We start from the raw sequence: 16,730 nt of genomic DNA, 5'->3' as shown, positions 1-16,730 counted from the left end.
TCGGCAACGATCAAATCCAACACCTGCGCGGGTGGCGGAATGGTAGACGCGCTAGCTTGAGGTGCTAGTGCCCGATAGGGCGTGGGGGTTCAAGTCCCCCTCCGCGCACAGAGAGCGAAGGCCCCGGATCCACGGATCCGGGGCCTTCGTGGTTTCCGGTGCGGTCATGGCGGTGCGCTGCGGTCCCGCGCGAGCGGGACCGCAGGACCGTCACACCGCGCCGACGCCGAAGAGCAGACCCAGCGCGTAGGTCACCGCAGCCGCGCCGAACCCGATGGCGAGCTGCCGCAGGGCCCGCCGGAGCGGCGGTCCTCCGGAGAGGACGCCGACCATCGCACCGGTGCTGAGCAGCGCGATACCGACCAGCACGAGCGCGAGCACGATCGCCGCGGTGCCCTCCATGCCGAAGATCCAGGGCAGGACGGGCACGATCGCGCCGGAGGCGAAGAGGAGGAAGCTGGAGATGGCCGCCGTCCAGTCGTTGCCGACGACCTCGTGGGCGTCGCCGCCTTGGACGGCCACCGGCCCCGTAGCCGCACGCCGGACGCCTTCCTGGGCCGCCTGGACGATGCGACGGGCCCGGGCCAGCGACTCGCCCTGATCCATGCCGCGGGCGCGGTACACGAGCGCGAGCTCGTTCTCGTCGATGTCGAGGTCGGCCGCGGCCGCCGCGGCATCCTCGTTCGCCTCGGTGGCCGTGAGGAGCTCCCGCTGCGACCGCACGGACACGAACTCCCCCGCGCCCATCGACAGTGCGCCCGCGAGGAGACCCGCGATGCCGCTGAACAGGACGAAACCCGAGCTCACGCCGGTGGCGCCGATGCCGAGCACGAGGGCGAGGTTGCTGACGAGACCGTCGTTCGCCCCGAAGACGGCCGCGCGGAAGGAGCCGGAGAGGCGCCGGCGGCCGCGCGCGGCGAGACCGCGGACGACCTCATGGTGGACCTTCTCGTCGGCGCGCATGGCCGGGGTGGCCCAGCGCTCGGCGTCGTACGGAGAGCGGGCCTCGGCGCTCTGGGCGAGGGCGAGGACGAAGATCGAGCCGAAACGGCCGGCCATCCACCCCAGGAGGCGGGAACGGACCCCGGCCCGCGGCAGGCGCGTCGGTTCGCCGCCCAGCAGGTCGAGCCAGTGCTTCTCGTGGCGGCGCTCGGCCTCGGCGAGCCCGAGCAGGATCGCCCGCTCCTCCCCCGACCGGCGGGCCGCGAGGCGCTGATAGACGGCGCCCTCCGCCCGTTCCTCGACGAGATAGCGAGCCCAGCGCCGTCGATCGGCGGCCGTGGAATCGGCTGCGGCAGGGGCTGTCATGGAACCTCCAGGTGTCACGGTGCCCGGCATCCGGGCAACCGTTCCACGCTATCCGCGCGGTGCCGCCCCGGCCGCGTCCTGGCACGGATTGCCAGCATTTCGGGGATCCGAAGCAGCGACCGGAAAGTGCTCAGGAGCGGACGCGCTTGCGCAGCACCTCGATGCGGGACTGCAGCTGCGTCACGGTCGCCTGCGCCACCGCCGGACCGCCGCAGATACGACGGAGCTCGGCATGCACGGCGCCGTGCGGCTGGCCCGACTGCCGGGCGTAGAGGCCCACCAGGCTGTTCAGCAGCTGGCGCTGCTCGCGCAGGGTGCGATGCAGCGGCGCCGGCAGTGTCGTCGTCTGCGTCGGGTCGGCCTGGGCCTCCCGGACCTCGCGGTGCCGGGACTGGCGGGCCTGCCGCTGCATCAGGAGCTCGTGCACGTGCTCGGGCTCGAGCAGACCGGGGAAGCCGATGAACTCCTCCTCCTCGGGCGTGTTCGGCTCGGCGAGCTGGCCGAACTCCTTCCCGTCGAACACCATGCGGTCGAAGTGGGCGACGGAGGAGATGGCCTGGTAGCTGAACTCCTGGGTCAGCGCGTCGGAGGCCTCGTCCTCGCGGTTCGCGCTCTCCAGCAGCGAGTCCTCGAGGCCGTCGTCGTCCTTCGACTGACGGTCGAGCGCGTGATCGCGCTGCTTCTCCATCTCGTTCGCGAGCTTCATCAGCACGGGGACGTGCGGGAGGAAGACGCTCGCCGCCTCGCCTCGACGACGCGCCCGCACGAAGCGGCCGATGGCCTGAGCGAAGAACAGCGGGGTGGACGACGACGTCGCGTACACGCCCACCGCGAGCCGCGGCACGTCGACGCCCTCCGAGACCATGCGCACCGCGACCATCCACCGGGCGGTGCCCTCCGAGAACTTCTCGATACGCTCGGAGGCGGTGGCGTCATCGGACAGCACGATCGTCGGCTGCTCGCGGGTGATGCTGTGCAGGATCTTGGCGTAGGCCCGGGCGACGGTCTGATCCGTCGCCAGCACGAGTCCGCCAGCATCCGGGATGTGGTGCCGGATCTCGGTCAGACGGCGATCCGCCGCGGAGAGCACAGCAGGCATCCAGTCGCCCTCGGGGTCGAGGGCCGTTCGCCAGGCCTGCGAGGTGACGTCCTTCGTGTTGTCCTGTCCCAGATGGGTCTCGAGTTCGTCGCCGGCACTCGTCCGCCACCGCATCTTCCCGGCATACATGTGGAAGAGCACGGGACGGACGACGCCGTCCGCGAGAGCGCGGCCGTACCCGTAGGCGTAGTCGGTGCTGGAGACCCGGGCTCCGGTCTCGTCCGGGAGGTACTCCACGAACGGGATCGGTGCGGTGTCGCTCCGGAACGGGGTCCCCGAGAGCAGCAGTCGGCGTTTCGCAGGTCCGTAAGCATCGCGGATCGCGTCGCCCCAGCTCAAGGCGTCGCCGCCGTGGTGCACCTCATCGAGGATGACCAGGGTCTTCGCGTCCTCCGTCAGGTGACGGTGCACCGACGACTTCGCGGCGACCTGCGCATACGTGACCACGACGCCGTGATAGTGCCGCGCCGGTGCCCAGTCGCTGTTGCGGAAGCGCGGGTCGAGCCGGATGTGGACGCGGGCGGCGGCGTCGGCCCACTGGGTCTTCAGGTGCTCCGTGGGTGCCACGACGATGACCCGGTTCACCTCGCCCATGCGCATGAGCTCGACCGCGAGGGTGAGCGCGAACGTGGTCTTGCCGGCGCCCGGTGTGGCGGCCACGAGGAAGTCACGCTGGTCGGCCTGGAAGTACGCGTCCAGAGCCTCCTGCTGCCATGCCCGCAGCTTGTTCGCCGTTCCCCACGGGGCGCGCTGAGGGAAGGACGGAGAGAGCATCGACTCCACGATAATCGCTCCCACCGACACCGCGGCATCCGCGGGGGTGCCGCGCGCGTCCCCCCTCGAAGGCACCGGCACGGGTAGGCTCGGTCACTGCGCGGCGGTCACCATCGTGCGCGCACGCCTTCGCGAAGGAGAGCCGGATGAGCGATCAGGAATCGACCAGGACCCCGTACGTCGCGAACGAGACTCCGCACCCGTGGCGCCGGTTCGTCGCGATCGGCGACTCGTTCACCGAGGGCATCGGCGACCCGGACCCGGCGGCCCCCGGGGGTCACCGCGGCTGGGCCGATCGCGTCGCCGAGGTGCTCGCCCAGCAGGTCGACGACTTCGCCTATGCCAACCTCGCCGTCCGAGGAAAGCTCATCGCGCAGATCGTCGCCGATCAGGTGGAGCCCGCCGTCGCGCTGCGCCCCGACCTCATCTCGATCTGCGCCGGCGGCAACGACGTCATCCGCCCCGGCACCGATCCGGATGCCATCGCCGCACAGCTGGAGGACGCGGTGGCGCGCCTGTCGTCCACCGGCGCGGCCGTGGTCGTCTTCACCGGCATCGACACGGGTTTCACGCCGGTGTTCCGTCCCTTCCGCGGCAAGGTCGCGATCTACAACGAGAACGTCCGCGCGATCGCCGAGCGCCACGACTGCATCGTCGCGGACCAGTGGGCACTGAAGGTCGTGCAGGATGCGCGATTCTTCGACGACGATCGGCTGCACTACAACGCCCTCGGCCATCACGAGGTCGCGCGGATGGTGCTCCGCGCCCTCAACGTTCCGAACGACCTCGAGGCCATGCAGCCCGAGCCGCTGCCGCTGCGGACCTGGCGTGCCGCCCGCAGCGAAGACCTCGGCTGGGCCCGGGAGCACCTCGTGCCCTGGGTGCTCCGCCGGCTGCGCCACCAGTCCTCCGGCGACCACATCGCTGCCAAGCGCCCCGAGCCCTCCCCGGTCATCCCCCCCGGCAAGGAGTGACGCGCGCTCTCACTCCGCGGGAGCGAGTGCCCACAGCGCCACGGCGGCGGCCGAGGCGACGTTGAGCGAATCCACGCCGCCGGCCATCGGAATGGTGACCACGGTGTCCGCGCTGTCGAGCGCGGTCCGCGTGAGACCGTCGCCTTCGGCTCCGAAGAGCAGCGCCACCTTCTCGGGCCGCCGTGCCGCATACATCCGGAGATCCACGGCTGTGTCGCTGAGCGCGAGGGCAGCGATGTCGAAGCCCTCCTCACGGAGATCCGAGACCGCCGACGACCACTCGTCGATCCGGGTCCAGGGCACCTGGAACACCGTGCCCATGCTCACCCGGACGCTGCGACGGTAGAGCGGGTCGGCACAGCGCGCCGACACGAGCACCGCATCCGCCCCCAGGCCGGCGGCGGCGCGGAAGGCGGCGCCGACGTTGGTGTGATCGCCCAGGTTCTCCAGCACCAGCACCAGCCGCGCGTCGCGCACCACGTCGGCGACCGGCGCCAGAGACGGACGGCGCATGGCGGCGAGGGCTCCGCGGTGGACCTGATAGCCGGTGACCTGTTCCGCGACCTCGTCCGGGACCACGAGCACCGGAACGGCGCGCTCCCCCAGGATGCGCCGCACCTCGTCGACGCGCCGGGCCGAGGCCAGCACCGATCGGGGTTCGTGCCCGGCGGCCAGCGCGCGCTCGATCACCTTGGTGGTCTCGGCGATGTAGAGTCCCTCCGCGGGCTCGCGGACGGCGCGGAGGGCGGTGTCGGTGAGGCCGCGGTAGTCGTCCAGCCGCGCGTCGTCGATGTCGGTCACATGCTGGAGGTACACCGCTCCACTCTGCCATCCCGGTTCTCGTCCACCCCGCGCCCCGTAGACTCGATCGAGGAGGTCCTGTGAGCGCGACGAACACCGCCGAGCCGTCGGCCGAGCTCTCCCACGCCGCCGACCTGCTGCGCGGCAAGCGGATCGCCCTTCTCACCGGCGCCGGCATCTCGACCGACTCGGGCATCCCCGCCTACCGCGGCGAGGGGGCGCGCACCCGCAGCGACCCCATGACGATCCAGACCTACCTCGGCGACGAGGCCGCCCGGCGCCGCTACTGGGTCGGCGGTCACCTCGGCTGGCGTGCCTTCGCCCGGGCCGCCCCGAATCCCGGCCACCGTGCACTCGCGGAGATGGAGTCCAGGGGCGTGGTCTCGGGTGTCATCACCCAGAACGTCGACGGACTGCACCTCCGCGCGGGCAGCTCGCACGTCATCGAGGTGCACGGGACCATGCGCCGCGTGCTCTGCCTGCACTGTGGTCAGGTGTTCGACCGTCGCGACATCGCCGTGCAGATCGAGGAGCGCAACCCCTGGATCACCGTCCCGGAGAGCGTGGCGCTGGCTCCGGACGGCGACGTGCTCCCGGAGAGCACCGAGGGCTTCGTGGTCCCGACCTGCACCGTGTGCGCGGGCATGCTCAAACCCGACGTGGTGTTCTTCGGAGAGTATGTGCCGCAGGACCGCTTCCGTGCCGCCGAATCGTTGCTGCGCTCCAGCGACGCGCTCATCGTGGCCGGCTCCTCTCTCGTCGTGAACTCCGGCGTGCGCCTCGTGAACCGGGCACGTCGACGCGGCATCCCTCTGATCATCGTCAATCGCGAGCCGACCCGCGCGGACGCCTGGGCCGATGTCACCATCGCCGCCGGCACCAGCGACGTGCTCCCCGCCCTGCAGGAGATGCTGTCGTGACCTATCTCACCCTCATCCGCCACGGTCAGACCGACTGGAACCTCGCCCGCCGCATCCAGGGGTCGACCGACATCCCTTTGAACGAGACGGGCCGCGAGGACGCGCGGTGGGCGGCAGAGAAACTCGCCGGCACGACGCACCATGCCGTCTACACGAGCCCGCTCGTGCGGGCGAGCGAGACCGCAGGCATCATCGCGGAGCGCCTGGGCTTGGAGATCGCCGGCGTGGTCCCCGACATCCGGGAGCGGGAGTTCGGCGAGGGCGAGGGCATGCTCGTCCCCGACTACATCTCGACCTACGGCGACTGGCACGCGGAGGTCCCCGGCGCGGAATCGCTGCACGAGGTCGGCGTCCGCGCCATCGCCGCGCTGCACCGCATCGCGCGCGACGCGCGGCGGAGGTCGGCGCCGCAGGCGGAGTCGGTGCTCGTGGTGACCCACGGCGGAGTCATCCGCGCCGTCATCGACCACGTCTCCGGCGGTACGCTCCCCCGGGACGGCGAGGTGCTGCGCAACGGCTCCGCGCACCGGTTCGTCGCGGCACCCGGCTACCTCCGGCTGCTCGAGGAGACGCCCGTCCTCTGACGGGACGGTCAGCCGGCGCGGGAGACCACGGCGCGCGCGTGGCGCAGGACGGGCTCGTCCACCATGCGCCCCCGGAAGCGGAACACACCGCGCTCCTGAGCCGCAGCGGCGAGCACCTCGCGCGCCCATGCCACGGTCTCGGCGTCCGGGGCATATGCCGCCCGGATGACCGCGACCTGACTCGGATGGATGCATGCCGTCGCGCGGAACCCCGACGCCGCCGCATCCTCCGCCTCCCGCTCCAGCCCCGCGGTATCGCCGATGTCGACGTGCACCGCGTCGATCGCCGCCTTGCCGTGCGCACCGGCCTCCAGGAGCACCCGGGAACGGGCATAGCGCGCGATGTCGCGGTAGCCGCCCTCCGTGTTGCGGGACGAGGTGCCGCCGAGGGAGGCCACCAGATCCTCCGCGCCCCACATCAGTCCGGCGACCGCCGGGTGCGCGGCGATCTCGGGCGCCGTATGGATCCCGCGCGCCGTCTCGCACAGCGCGAGCAGGGTGAAGCCAGCGTCGAAGGCGTCCAGGCTCTCCCCGCTCTCCGTCTTCGCCACCATCACGGTCCGGAACGGCGAGCGAGCCAACGCCTCGAGGTCGTCCGCGAACGCCGCGGAGTCCGGGGCGTTCACGCGCACGATGACGCGCGCGGGGTCGAGGTCCGCGGCGACGATGTTCTCGCGGGCCTCGTTCTTCGCCTCCGGCAGCACGGCGTCCTCCAGATCGAGGATCACGGCATCCGCCCGTTCCTGGGCCTTCGCGAAGCGTTCCGGGCGGTCCGCCGGGCAGAACAGCAGGGCAGGGCCGAGGTCGAAGGTCATGCGGCGTCCTCCTCCGGCCGGCAGCGCACCAGCACCGTCCGGACGGCCGTCGCGACCACCGTGCCGTCCTGGTTGCGTCCGGTGTGCGCGATCTGCACGACGCCCTGGCCGGGACGGGACGACGAGAGCCGCTTGTCGACGACGACGCTCTCGGTCGTGAGCGTGTCCCCGGCGAACAGCGGATGCGGGAAGGCGATGTCGCCGAGGCCGAGCTGCGCCACCAGCGTCCCCTGCGTGAGCTGGGCGACGGAGGACCCCACCATCGTCGACAGCGTCCACATGGAGTTCATGAGGCGCGCGTGGAACGGTTCCTGGGCATCGGCGAACGCCGCGTCCAGATGCAGCGCCTGGGTGTTCATCGTCAGCGTCGTGAAGAGGACGTTGTCCGCCTCCGTAGCCGTGCGACCGGGGCGGTGCACGTACCGGACGTCGGTCTCGAACTCCTCGTAGTACAGGCCGCGCTGCACGACCTCGCGCATGGTCATGCCTCCACGCTACCGGGCGAGTCCGAGCGCCCTGGCGATCACGAGGAGCTGGACCTCGGTGGTCCCCTCGCCGATCTCGAGGATCTTGGAGTCACGGTAGTGGCGCGCCACCGGGAACTCGTTCATGAAGCCGTTGCCGCCGAAGATCTGCGTCGCATCGCGGGCGTTGTCCATCGCGGCCTCGCCCGCGACGAGCTTCGCGATGGCCGCCTGCTCGGCGAACGCCTCTCCCGCGTCACGGAGGCGTGCGGCGTGGTGCCAGGCGAGCCGTGCGGTATGCACGCGCGCCCTCATCCGCGCCAGCGTGAACTGGGCGTTCTGCCGCGTGCTGAGGGCGCTGCCGAAGATGGTGCGGCTCTTGGCGTACTCGACCGCCGCCTCCAGGCACCCCTCCGCCGCGCCGGTCGACAGGGCGGCGATCGCGATGCGGCCCTCGTCCAGGATGCTGAGGAAGTTGCGGAATCCGCTCCCCCGCTCGCCGAGGAGATTGCCCGCCGGCACCCGCGCTCCGTCGAACGTCAGCGGATGGGTGTCCGACGCGTTCCACCCCACCTTGTCGTAGGGCGGCTCGACCGTGAATCCCGGCGTACCGTTCGGGACGATGATCGTCGAGATCTCCTTGCGTCCCTCGCTCTGGCCGGTGACCGCGGTGACCGTCACGAAACGGGTGATCGGAGTGCCCGAGTTGGTGATGAACTGCTTGGAGCCGTCGATCACCCACTCGTCGCCGTCGAGCCGCGCCGTCGTGCGCGTCGCCCCGGCGTCGCTCCCGGCCTCGGGCTCGGTGAGTCCGAACCCGGCGAGGGCGCGACCGGCGAGGAGATCCGGCAGCAGCTCGCGCTTCTGCTCCTCGGTGCCGAAGCGGAAGACGGGCATCGCGCCCAGGCTCACCCCGGCCTCGAGGGTGATCGCGATCGACTGGTCGACCCGTCCCAGAGCCTCGATGGCGAGGCCGAGCGCCATGTAGTCGCCGCCCTGCCCGCCGTACTCCTCGGGGAAGGGGAGTCCGAAGAGACCGAGCTCCCCCATCTGCCGCACGACGTCCATGGAGAGCGTGTGCGTGCGATCCGCCTCGTACGCCTGCGGCGCGACGACCGTGTCGGCGAACTCGCGTACCATCGCGGCGAGCTCGCGCTCCTCCTCGGTGAGATCGTGCATCATCGGTCCTCCTCCGTCATCGTCACGCGGGCGACCGGTTGGTCGCGCCGCACCTGGTCGCCGACCGCGACCAGCAGCCGCACCACGCCGTCGTGCGGCGCGAGCACGGGGTGCTCCATCTTCATCGCCTCGATCGATACGAGGGGCGCTCCCGCGCGGACCGCCGCCCCGTCCTCGACGTGAACGGCCACGACCCCGCCGGGCATCGGGGCGCGAGCCTCGGGCTCCGTGGCCCTGGCTTCGCGTTCCGCGGCGGCGAGGCGCCTGCGCATCCGGCCGCGGCGGTCCAGGGGACGCAGCCGGAGCGTCCGCCCTTCCTCGCTGACCCATACCGCGCCCTCGGCCTCGCGGGCCACGTGCACCCGGTCGGCGCGCACCAGGGGTGGCGTCGCGCGCACGATCTCTTCGTCGTCCGTGAGCAGGGCGACGGGTTCGGGGGCGCACGGCGCCGCTCCGAGACGCCATCCCGGGAGGCTGTGCCACAGCGGGCCGGCGCCCTCTCGCGCGGTGACCGTCGCGGAGCGGGTCTGCACGACGCCGGCGGCCGCCGCGAGCTGCGCCGCCGACGGGGGCACCGGTGCGAGCGGGAGCAGGGTCTCGATGAGGCCGGTGTCGAGGTCTCCCTCGCGCACACGGCGGTCCTGAAGCAGCTGGCGCAGGAACGCGATGTTCGTCTCCACGCCCAACACCACGGTGCGGGCAAGGGCGTCGTCCAGGCGCTGCAGCGCCGTCTCCCTGTCCTCCGCCCACGCGACGACCTTCGCGATCATCGGGTCGTAGAACCCGCTCACCACACTCCCGGACTCGACGGCGGCATCCACCCGGACGCCCGGAGGCGCCTCGAAGAGCAGCACGGTCCCCGTCGAGGGCAGGAACCCCCGTTCCGGCGACTCGGCGTACACCCGCGCCTCCACGGCATGGCCGGTCGTGCGGGGCTCGACGTCGAGCTTCTGTCCATCGGCCATGCGGAGCTGCAGCGCGACGAGGTCGAGTCCGGTGACCTCCTCGGTCACCGGATGCTCCACCTGCAGCCGGGTGTTCATCTCGATGAAGAAGACGTCTTCCGGGGCGTCCGCGTCGACGAGGAACTCCACGGTGCCGGCCCCGACATAGGCGACGCTCTCCGCTGCCCGCACCGCCGCCGCGAGCAGCCGGTCGCGGGTCGCGGACGGGATCCCGGCGGACGGCGCCTCCTCGACCACCTTCTGATGACGACGCTGGAGCGTGCACTCGCGCTCGCCGAGCGCCACGACGGTGCCGTGGGCGTCGCCGAACACCTGCACCTCGATGTGTCGCGGTCGACGGATGAGACGTTCCAGGATGAGCGCGTCGTCGCCGAAGGCGGATGCCGCGACCCGTCGGGCGGAGCTGAGCGCGCTCGCCAGACCCGTGCTGTCGGCGACGACCTCCATGCCCTTCCCCCCGCCGCCCGCGCTCGGCTTCACCAGGAGCGGGAATCCGACAGCCTCCGCCTCCTCGCGGATCTCCGCGTCGGACAGCCCGCGCGCGTCGAACCCCGGCACCACGGGCACGCCGCTGCGGCTCACGTGCTCACGGGCTCGCGCCTTGTCCCCCATGATCTGCAGCGCCTCGACCGTGGGACCGATGAAGACGATGCCGCTCTCCGCACACGCCTCCGCGAGCCCGACGCTCTCGGAGAGGAATCCGTAGCCGGGATGGATGGCCTCCGCTCCGGAGGCACGAGCCGCCGCGATGACGGCATCGATGTCGAGGTACGACTCCGCGGCCGGTGCCGGACCGATCCGCACGGCGGCATCCGCCTCGCGGACGTGCGGCGAGTCCGCGTCCGCGTCGCTGTAGACCGCGATGCTGCGGATGCCGAGCTCGCGGAGGGTCCGGATGATCCGGCGCGCGATCTCGCCGCGGTTCGCGACGAGGACCGAGGAGAACGAGAGTTCGGGTGAAGGCGACATGGGGCTCACATCCGGAAGACGCCGAAGCGCGGCTCGGGCAGAGGGCAGCGGGCGACGACGTCCAGGGCGAGTCCGAGGAGGTCACGGGTCTGCTCCGGATCGACGATGCCGTCGTCCCAGAGCCGTGCGGTGGCGTAGTACGGCTCGCCCTGCTCTTCGTACTGCGCCCTGATCGGCTCCTCGAACGCCGCACGCTCCTCCGCGGTCCACGACTCCCCTCGCGCCGAGAGCTGGTCGTCCTTCACGGTGGCCAGCACCGAGGCGGCCTGGGGTCCGCCCATGACCGAGATCCGGCTCGCGGGCCAGGTCCAGAGGAACCGCGGAGAGTAGGCACGTCCGCACATCGAGTAGTTGCCCGCTCCGAAGGAGCCCCCGATGATGACGGTGAGCTTCGGGACGCGGGTGGTCGCGACGGCCGTGACCATCTTCGCCCCGTCTTTCGCGATGCCACCGGCCTCCGCATCGGAGCCGACCATGAACCCGGTGATGTTCTGCAGGAAGAGCAGGGGGATGCCCCGCTGATCGCAGAGCTCGATGAAGTGCGCGCCCTTGAGCGCGGACTCGCTGAACAGCACGCCGTTGTTCGCGACGATGCCGACGGGGTGGCCGTGCAGCCGCGCGAAACCCGTCACCAGTGTGGTGCCGTACTCGGCCTTGAACTCATGGAAGGTGTCGCCGTCGACGAGGCGTGCGATGACCTCGCGCACGTCGTAGGAGGCGTTGACGTCCACCGGAACGACGTCATACAGGGAGCCGACCTCCGCGGGCGGTCGACTGTCGCCGACGTCCCAGGCCGGGGCGAGCGGCGGCGGCAGCGTGGCGACGATGTCGCGGAGGATCTCCAGGGCGTGCTCGTCGTCGTCGGCCAGGTGATCCACGACGCCGCTGCGACGGGCGTGCAGCTCCCCTCCCCCGAGCTCCTCCGCCGTGACCACCTCGCCGATCGCCGCCTTCACCAGCGGCGGCCCGCCCAGGAAGATCGTGCCCTGTCCCCGGACGATGACGGTCTCGTCGCTCATCGCCGGAACGTAGGCGCCCCCGGCCGTGCACGAGCCGAGGACCGCTGCGAGCTGCGGGATTCCCTGCGCGGACAGCCGCGCCTGGTTGAAGAAGATGCGTCCGAAGTGCTCCCGATCCGGGAACACCTCATCCTGGCGGGGAAGGAAGGCGCCGCCCGAGTCGACGAGGTAGAGGCAGGGCAGGCGGTTCTCGAGGGCGATCTCCTGCGCGCGCAGATGCTTCTTCACGGTGAGCGGATAGTAGGTCCCGCCCTTCACGGTGGCGTCGTTGCAGACCACCATGACGTGCCGGCCGTGGACCAGGCCGATGCCGGCGATGACACCGGCCCCGGGCGCCTCGCCGCCGTACAGGCCGTCGGCCGCGAGCGGCGCGACCTCGAGGAACGGGCTGTCCTCGTCGAGGAGGCGCGCCACCCTGTCGCGAGGAAGCAGTTTGCCGCGGGCCACGTGTCGCTCACGCGAGGCGGCCGGCCCGCCCTGCGCTGCCGCGGCGAGACGGTCGCGGAGCTGCTGGGCGAGCGCTTCCTGGGTTGCCGGCATCGTGACGTCCTCCTCGACCCACGTCGCGCCGGGTGGGAGCCTGGCGCGCTGCATGCATTCTCGGTTAGTGTTCACTAACCCGTTGATTCAGGTTAGCGAGGATTAACTGAGATGACAAGCCCCGCCACCGCCCGCGACCGCGCCAAGGCGGAACGCTCCGACGCGCTTCTGCATGCCGCGGCACGGCTCTTCGCCGCGCGCGGGTACAGCGGCGTGAGCCTGGAGGACATCGGCGCCGCCGTCGGCGTGTCCGGGCCTGCCGTGTACCGCCACTTCGCCGGGAAGCAGGCCCTTCTCGGCGCGGTCCTGGTCAAGGTCAGTCAGGACCTCGTCGCGGGCGGACGACGCGTGTCCGCGGAGACGACGGCAGCCGACGAGCGGATGCGCGGACTCATCCGCTTCCACGTCGAGTTCGCGCTCGGCAACGCCGAGGTGATCCAGGTGCAGGACCGGGACCTCGCCTTCCTCGACGACGACGACCGCGCCGAGGTCCGCCGCCTGCAGCGCGCCTACATCGAGCTCTGGATGGATGCGCTCGCCGCCCTGGATCGTCCGGAGCCCCTGGACCGCGACGAGCTGCGGCTGCGCGTGCAGGCGTGCTTCGGTCTCATCAACTCGACCCCGCACAGCACCCGCGCCGCGACGAGACGGCACGCGGCCACCGCGACCGTGCTGGTCGCGATGGCCGAGGCCGCGCTGCGCGCCGCTAGCTGAGCAGCATCGCCCGCCCCGGGTCCTCGAGGATGTCCGCCACGTCCTTGAGGAACGTCGCGCCCTCGGCCCCGTCCACGAGGCGGTGGTCGAAGGACAGGCTCAGCGTCATGAGCTGACGCAGCGCGATCTCCCCGCGGTACTCCCACGGCTGCCGACGCACGGCGCCGACCGCGAGGATGCCGGACTGCCCCGGCGGGAGGATCGGTGTTCCGGCGTCCACCCCGAACACCCCGATGTTCGACAGCGAGAACGTACCTCCGGCGAGTTCGGCCGGCGAGGTCTTCCCCGCACGCGCGGTCTCCGCGAGGGCACGGATCGCTGCGGACAGCTCCACCAGATTCATCCGCTCCGCGTCCCGGATCATCGGCACGATGAGACCACGCTCGGTCGCGGCGGCGATGCCCAGGTCGACGAAGCCGTACTCGACGATCTCCCCGGACTCCTCGTCCCATCGCGCGTTCAGGCCCGGAGCACGGCGCAGGGCGAGGCAGACCGCCTTCGCGACGACGGCGAGCGGGCCGATCCGATGCTCCGAGAGCGCTCGGTCGTCGCGGAGACGTGCCAGCATCTCCATGGTCGCGGTCACATCGACCGTGTGGAACACCGTGACGTGCGGGGCGGTGAAGGCGCTCTGCACCATCGCCGCCGCCGTGTGCTTGCGGACCCCGCGGATCGGGATGCGCGTCTCCCGCGGCCTCCCCTCCGCGCGCGGGAGAGTTCCGGAGATCGGGGTGGTCTCGCGCTCGGGTGCCCCGACCAGCCGCGACGGCTCCGCTCCGATGCGCTCCGCATACGCATCCACGTCTGCCCTCGTGATCACGCGGTCGCCGACTTCCGCGGCGACGAGGACGAGGTCGACGCCCCGTCGCTTGGCGTAGGCGCGCACCGGAGGGGTGGACCGTGGTCGCTCCAGAACGGGCTCGACCGCGACCGATGGCGTCGCGTCGTGCGGAGCCGCCTCGAGAACGGCCGTGTCGGCCGCCGAGGCCACCGGGGCGGCACTCCGGCGCCGTGCCCGGCGCGCGGGGCGTCCGCTCGAGGTCGGGGCGGCTCCGTAGCCCACGAGGTTCGGCTGCGCCTTCTCCGCGGAGGACTCCTGCTCGCCACCGGACGGCGCCGCCGGAGGGTCGTCCCCCTCGATGTCGAAGGCGATCAGCGGCGCTCCCACGGCGACGGTCTCTCCCGCGTCCGCGTGCAGGGTCGACACCGTGCCCTCGTACGGCGACGGCAGCTCGACGACGGCCTTGGCCGTCTCGACCTCCGCGAGGGTCTGGTTCAGGGCGACGCTGTCGCCGGGCCCGACGAGCCACTGCACGACCTCGGCCTCGGTGAGTCCTTCGCCGAGGTCGGGGAGACGGAATTCGGCGATCATGCGTCTGCTCCCGTCAGGCTGTGCGGGCGATCCATCACGCGGTCGACCGCATCGAGGATCCGGTCGAGGTCCGGCAGGTGATACTTCTCGAGCTTGGCCGGCGGGTAGGGCACGTCGTGGCCGGTGACCCGCAGCGGAGCGGACTCCAGGTACTCGAAGCAGCGCTCGGTCACGCTCGCGATGACCTCCGCGGCGAGTCCGGCTTCCCGGGAGGCCTCGTGCGCCACGACCACACGCCCGGTCTTGCGCACCGAGGCGGCGACGGAGTCGTAGTCCACCGGCGAGAGCGACCGCAGGTCGATCACCTCCAGGGCGATGCCCTCGTCCTCCGCGGCCTCCGCCGCCTGCAGCGCGGTGCTCACCATGGCCCCGTAGGTGAGGACGGTGACGTCGGTGCCCGGGTGCACCACCCGCGCGATACCCATCGGCGGGGCATCCGCGAGCGGGGCCTCCAGGTCGACCTCCCCCTTGTGGTGATAGAGCCGCTTGGGCTCGAAGAACACGACGGGGTCGTCCGAGGCGATCGCCTGGCGAAGACTCCGGTAGGCGTCCTCCGGGTTCGACACCGCGACCACCCGAAGGCCGGCCGTGTGCGCGAAGTACGCCTCCGGAGACTCGGAATGATGCTCCGCGGCACCGATGCCGCCAGCCCAGGGGATCCGGATCGTGATCGGCATCTTCACCCGCCCCTGGGTGCGGTAGTGCAGCTTCGCGACCTGAGAGACGATCTGGTCGAAGGCCGGGTAGACGAACCCGTCGAACTGGATCTCGACGACCGGGCGGTAGCCGCGGAAGGCGAGGCCGACGGCCGTGCCGACGATCCCAGACTCCGCGAGGGGGGTGTCGATGACCCGCGCCGCCCCGAACTCGTCGAGGAGGCCGTCCGTGATCCGGAAGACACCGCCGAGCTTGCCGATGTCCTCCCCCAGCAGCACCACCTTCTCGTCGTCGCGCATCGCCTGACGCAGGCCGGCGCCGAGCGCCTTGCCGAGAGTGAGCTCGGTCATGGTCACGCCTCACCCTCGAACGACGCCAGATAAGCGGCGTACTCGTCGCGCTGCCGCTCCAGACCCGTGTGCGGCTCGGCGTAGACGCCGTCGAAGACCGCCAGCGGCGGACGGGTGATCATGCCCAGGCAGGTCGCGCGCATCTCCTTGGCGATGGCGTCCGCAGCCGCCTGCGTCTCGGCGACGTGCTCCGCGGTGAGGTCGCCGGTGGCGCGGAGGTACGCCTCGATGCGCGCGATGGGGTCGCGGCGCCGCCACGACTCCAGCTCGGCCTCGTCCCGGTACCTGGTGGGGTCGTCCGCGGTGGTGTGCGGACCCATCCGGTAGGTCACCGCCTCGATGTAGGCCGGCCCCTTCCCGGAGCGCGCGTGCTCCAGCGCCCAGCGCATCGCCGCCAGGCACGCGAGGACGTCGTTGCCGTCCACGCGGAGGCTCGGGATCCCGAATCCGGGGGCGCGTCCCGCGATCGGGTACTGCGACTGCACCGCGACCGGCTCGGAGATGGCCCAGTGGTTGTTCTGGCAGACGAACACGACCGGCGCCTGGTAGGACGCGGCGAAGATCATCGCCTCGTTCACGTCCCCCTGACTGGTGGCCCCGTCTCCGAAGTAGGTCACGGCGACCTCCGGGGCCTTCTCGTGCCGGATGCCGAGGGCGTACCCGACCGCGTGCAGGGTCTGGGCGCCGATGATGATCTGCAGCGGAGCGACCCGCAGGACCGCGGGATCGTAGGCGGCACCCTCCTCGCCGCGCCACATGCGCACGTAGTCCCCCGGCTGGGCGCCGCGGGCGTAGATCACGCCGGTCTCACGGTAGCTCGGGAAGACGTAGTCCTGCGGATCGAGGGCCCGGGCGGTGCCGATCTGCGTGGCCTCCTGCCCCTGGCACGGCGCCCAGAGACCGAGCTGCCCCTGGCGCTGCAGGGCGACACCTTCGGCGTCGATCCGGCGGAGGATGACCATGTCGCGATGCAGGGCGCGCAGCTGCGCGGCGTCGACATCGGCGACGAACGGGTCGAGGCGGGCGTTCGCGACGCGGGTCCCGTCCGGAGCGAGGATCCGCTCCGACAGCTCGAGATCCTGGGCGGTGTCCGCGATGGGGGTGGTCTGCGGCGACATCATCGTCCTCCTCGTCCCTGGCGGCCCTCGTGGGGCGACGCACAATGGAGCCGGCGTCATCACCGGCATGGTCTGAGGGTACGTCCGGTCAACACCTCGCTCAAGCAA

At 71.5% G+C, this 16,730-nt stretch carries 15 protein-coding genes and 1 tRNA gene; 5 read left to right on the top strand and 11 right to left on the bottom strand.

What is annotated here, in order from left to right; genetic code table 11:
* Positions 1-25: 25 nt before the first annotated feature.
* A tRNA-Leu gene (locus AC2W7E_RS01415) sits at positions 26-108 on the top strand.
* Between the two features lie 102 nt (positions 109-210).
* Here the strand turns inward: AC2W7E_RS01415 and AC2W7E_RS01410 are convergent.
* Together AC2W7E_RS01410 and AC2W7E_RS01405 are read right to left on the bottom strand one after the other, a co-directional pair.
* The gene (locus AC2W7E_RS01410) at positions 211-1,308 is read right to left on the bottom strand and encodes a VIT1/CCC1 transporter family protein (RefSeq protein ID WP_025103429.1); all 1,098 of its coding nucleotides are present in this window, start codon (positions 1,306-1,308) and stop codon (positions 211-213) included.
* A 130-nt stretch (positions 1,309-1,438) separates the two neighbouring features.
* On the bottom strand, positions 1,439-3,181 hold the full coding sequence (locus AC2W7E_RS01405) for a DEAD/DEAH box helicase (protein ID WP_029989244.1): 1,743 nt from the start codon (positions 3,179-3,181) through the stop codon (positions 1,439-1,441).
* A gap of 146 nt (positions 3,182-3,327) precedes the next feature.
* Between AC2W7E_RS01405 and AC2W7E_RS01400 the strand changes: the two genes are divergently transcribed.
* Positions 3,328-4,155 (top strand): SGNH/GDSL hydrolase family protein, encoded by an 828-nt coding sequence (locus tag AC2W7E_RS01400; RefSeq protein ID WP_485988401.1) that lies wholly within the window; start codon positions 3,328-3,330, stop codon positions 4,153-4,155.
* A gap of 9 nt (positions 4,156-4,164) precedes the next feature.
* On the opposite strand, the gene AC2W7E_RS01395 is transcribed toward AC2W7E_RS01400, so the two are convergent.
* Positions 4,165-4,971 (bottom strand): TrmH family RNA methyltransferase, encoded by an 807-nt coding sequence (locus AC2W7E_RS01395; RefSeq protein ID WP_025103426.1) that lies wholly within the window; start codon positions 4,969-4,971, stop codon positions 4,165-4,167.
* 65 nt (positions 4,972-5,036) lie between these two features.
* Between AC2W7E_RS01395 and AC2W7E_RS01390 the strand changes: the two genes are divergently transcribed.
* Both AC2W7E_RS01390 and AC2W7E_RS01385 read left to right on the top strand, forming a co-directional pair.
* Positions 5,037-5,876: a Sir2 family NAD-dependent protein deacetylase gene (locus AC2W7E_RS01390; protein ID WP_025103425.1), complete on the top strand. Its 840-nt coding sequence runs from the start codon at positions 5,037-5,039 to the stop codon at positions 5,874-5,876.
* The gene (locus AC2W7E_RS01385) at positions 5,873-6,460 is read left to right on the top strand and encodes a histidine phosphatase family protein (RefSeq protein WP_025103424.1); all 588 of its coding nucleotides are present in this window, start codon (positions 5,873-5,875) and stop codon (positions 6,458-6,460) included. The genes AC2W7E_RS01390 and AC2W7E_RS01385 overlap by 4 nt, the downstream gene beginning before the upstream one ends.
* A gap of 8 nt (positions 6,461-6,468) precedes the next feature.
* Here the strand turns inward: AC2W7E_RS01385 and AC2W7E_RS01380 are convergent, their stop codons facing one another.
* Genes AC2W7E_RS01380 through AC2W7E_RS01360 form a run of 5 tightly spaced genes read right to left on the bottom strand, consistent with a single transcriptional unit; the run spans position 6,469 to position 12,411 of the window.
* Positions 6,469-7,275 (bottom strand): HpcH/HpaI aldolase/citrate lyase family protein, encoded by an 807-nt coding sequence (locus AC2W7E_RS01380; protein ID WP_485988400.1) that lies wholly within the window; start codon positions 7,273-7,275, stop codon positions 6,469-6,471.
* Positions 7,272-7,754 carry a MaoC family dehydratase gene (locus tag AC2W7E_RS01375; protein ID WP_371512203.1) on the bottom strand — a complete coding sequence of 161 codons (483 nt, stop codon included), beginning with the start codon at positions 7,752-7,754 and terminating at the stop codon, positions 7,272-7,274. Before AC2W7E_RS01375 ends, AC2W7E_RS01380 begins: the two co-directional genes overlap by 4 nt.
* 15 nt (positions 7,755-7,769) lie before the next feature.
* A complete protein-coding gene (locus tag AC2W7E_RS01370; protein WP_062635194.1) occupies positions 7,770-8,918 on the bottom strand; it encodes an acyl-CoA dehydrogenase family protein in 1,149 nt (382 codons plus the stop codon).
* A complete protein-coding gene (locus tag AC2W7E_RS01365; protein WP_485988399.1) occupies positions 8,918-10,852 on the bottom strand; it encodes an acetyl/propionyl/methylcrotonyl-CoA carboxylase subunit alpha in 1,935 nt (644 codons plus the stop codon). The genes AC2W7E_RS01370 and AC2W7E_RS01365 overlap by 1 nt, the downstream gene beginning before the upstream one ends.
* A gap of 5 nt (positions 10,853-10,857) precedes the next feature.
* Entirely contained in the window at positions 10,858-12,411 is a 1,554-nt protein-coding gene (locus AC2W7E_RS01360) for a carboxyl transferase domain-containing protein (protein ID WP_051582212.1), read from the bottom strand.
* A gap of 111 nt (positions 12,412-12,522) precedes the next feature.
* Here AC2W7E_RS01360 and AC2W7E_RS01355 point away from each other — a divergent pair, with 111 nt between their 5' ends.
* Positions 12,523-13,125, top strand: a complete 603-nt coding sequence (locus AC2W7E_RS01355; RefSeq protein ID WP_249521902.1) for a TetR/AcrR family transcriptional regulator — start codon at positions 12,523-12,525, stop codon at positions 13,123-13,125.
* On the opposite strand, the gene AC2W7E_RS01350 is transcribed toward AC2W7E_RS01355, so the two are convergent.
* Genes AC2W7E_RS01350 through pdhA form a run of 3 tightly spaced genes read right to left on the bottom strand, consistent with a single transcriptional unit; the run spans position 13,118 to position 16,622 of the window.
* Positions 13,118-14,497: a dihydrolipoamide acetyltransferase family protein gene (locus AC2W7E_RS01350; protein WP_485988398.1), complete on the bottom strand. Its 1,380-nt coding sequence runs from the start codon at positions 14,495-14,497 to the stop codon at positions 13,118-13,120. The two genes, AC2W7E_RS01355 and AC2W7E_RS01350, sit on opposite strands and share 8 nt — an antisense overlap.
* Positions 14,494-15,504 (bottom strand): alpha-ketoacid dehydrogenase subunit beta, encoded by a 1,011-nt coding sequence (locus AC2W7E_RS01345; protein WP_485988397.1) that lies wholly within the window; start codon positions 15,502-15,504, stop codon positions 14,494-14,496. The genes AC2W7E_RS01350 and AC2W7E_RS01345 overlap by 4 nt, the downstream gene beginning before the upstream one ends.
* 2 nt (positions 15,505-15,506) lie before the next feature.
* Complete coding sequence (gene pdhA / locus AC2W7E_RS01340; protein ID WP_249522084.1) at positions 15,507-16,622, bottom strand: pyruvate dehydrogenase (acetyl-transferring) E1 component subunit alpha; 1,116 nt, start codon at positions 16,620-16,622, stop codon at positions 15,507-15,509.
* Between the last annotated feature and the right edge of the window lie 108 nt (positions 16,623-16,730).

Source organism: Microbacterium sp. CFSPD4_SD4, assembly GCF_057364585.1.
The sequence above is the reverse complement of the archived record's forward strand: the minus strand, read 5'-3'. Positions and strand labels throughout refer to the sequence as shown.

Bases quoted from the DNA above. Each gene is read 5' to 3' on its own strand.
- AC2W7E_RS01410 (WP_025103429.1), bottom strand. From the start codon at position 1,308: ATGACAGCCCCTGCCGCAGCCGATTCCACGGCCGCCGATCGACGGCGC.
- AC2W7E_RS01405 (WP_029989244.1), bottom strand. From the start codon at position 3,181: ATGCTCTCTCCGTCCTTCCCTCAGCGCGCCCCGTGGGGAACGGCGAAC.
- AC2W7E_RS01400 (WP_485988401.1), top strand. From the start codon at position 3,328: ATGAGCGATCAGGAATCGACCAGGACCCCGTACGTCGCGAACGAGACT.
- AC2W7E_RS01380 (WP_485988400.1), bottom strand. From the start codon at position 7,275: ATGACCTTCGACCTCGGCCCTGCCCTGCTGTTCTGCCCGGCGGACCGC.
- AC2W7E_RS01375 (WP_371512203.1), bottom strand. From the start codon at position 7,754: ATGCGCGAGGTCGTGCAGCGCGGCCTGTACTACGAGGAGTTCGAGACC.
- AC2W7E_RS01370 (WP_062635194.1), bottom strand. From the start codon at position 8,918: ATGCACGATCTCACCGAGGAGGAGCGCGAGCTCGCCGCGATGGTACGC.
- AC2W7E_RS01365 (WP_485988399.1), bottom strand. From the start codon at position 10,852: ATGTCGCCTTCACCCGAACTCTCGTTCTCCTCGGTCCTCGTCGCGAAC.
- AC2W7E_RS01360 (WP_051582212.1), bottom strand. From the start codon at position 12,411: ATGCCGGCAACCCAGGAAGCGCTCGCCCAGCAGCTCCGCGACCGTCTC.
- AC2W7E_RS01355 (WP_249521902.1), top strand. From the start codon at position 12,523: ATGACAAGCCCCGCCACCGCCCGCGACCGCGCCAAGGCGGAACGCTCC.
- AC2W7E_RS01350 (WP_485988398.1), bottom strand. From the start codon at position 14,497: ATGATCGCCGAATTCCGTCTCCCCGACCTCGGCGAAGGACTCACCGAG.
- AC2W7E_RS01345 (WP_485988397.1), bottom strand. From the start codon at position 15,504: ATGACCGAGCTCACTCTCGGCAAGGCGCTCGGCGCCGGCCTGCGTCAG.
- pdhA (WP_249522084.1), bottom strand. From the start codon at position 16,622: ATGTCGCCGCAGACCACCCCCATCGCGGACACCGCCCAGGATCTCGAG.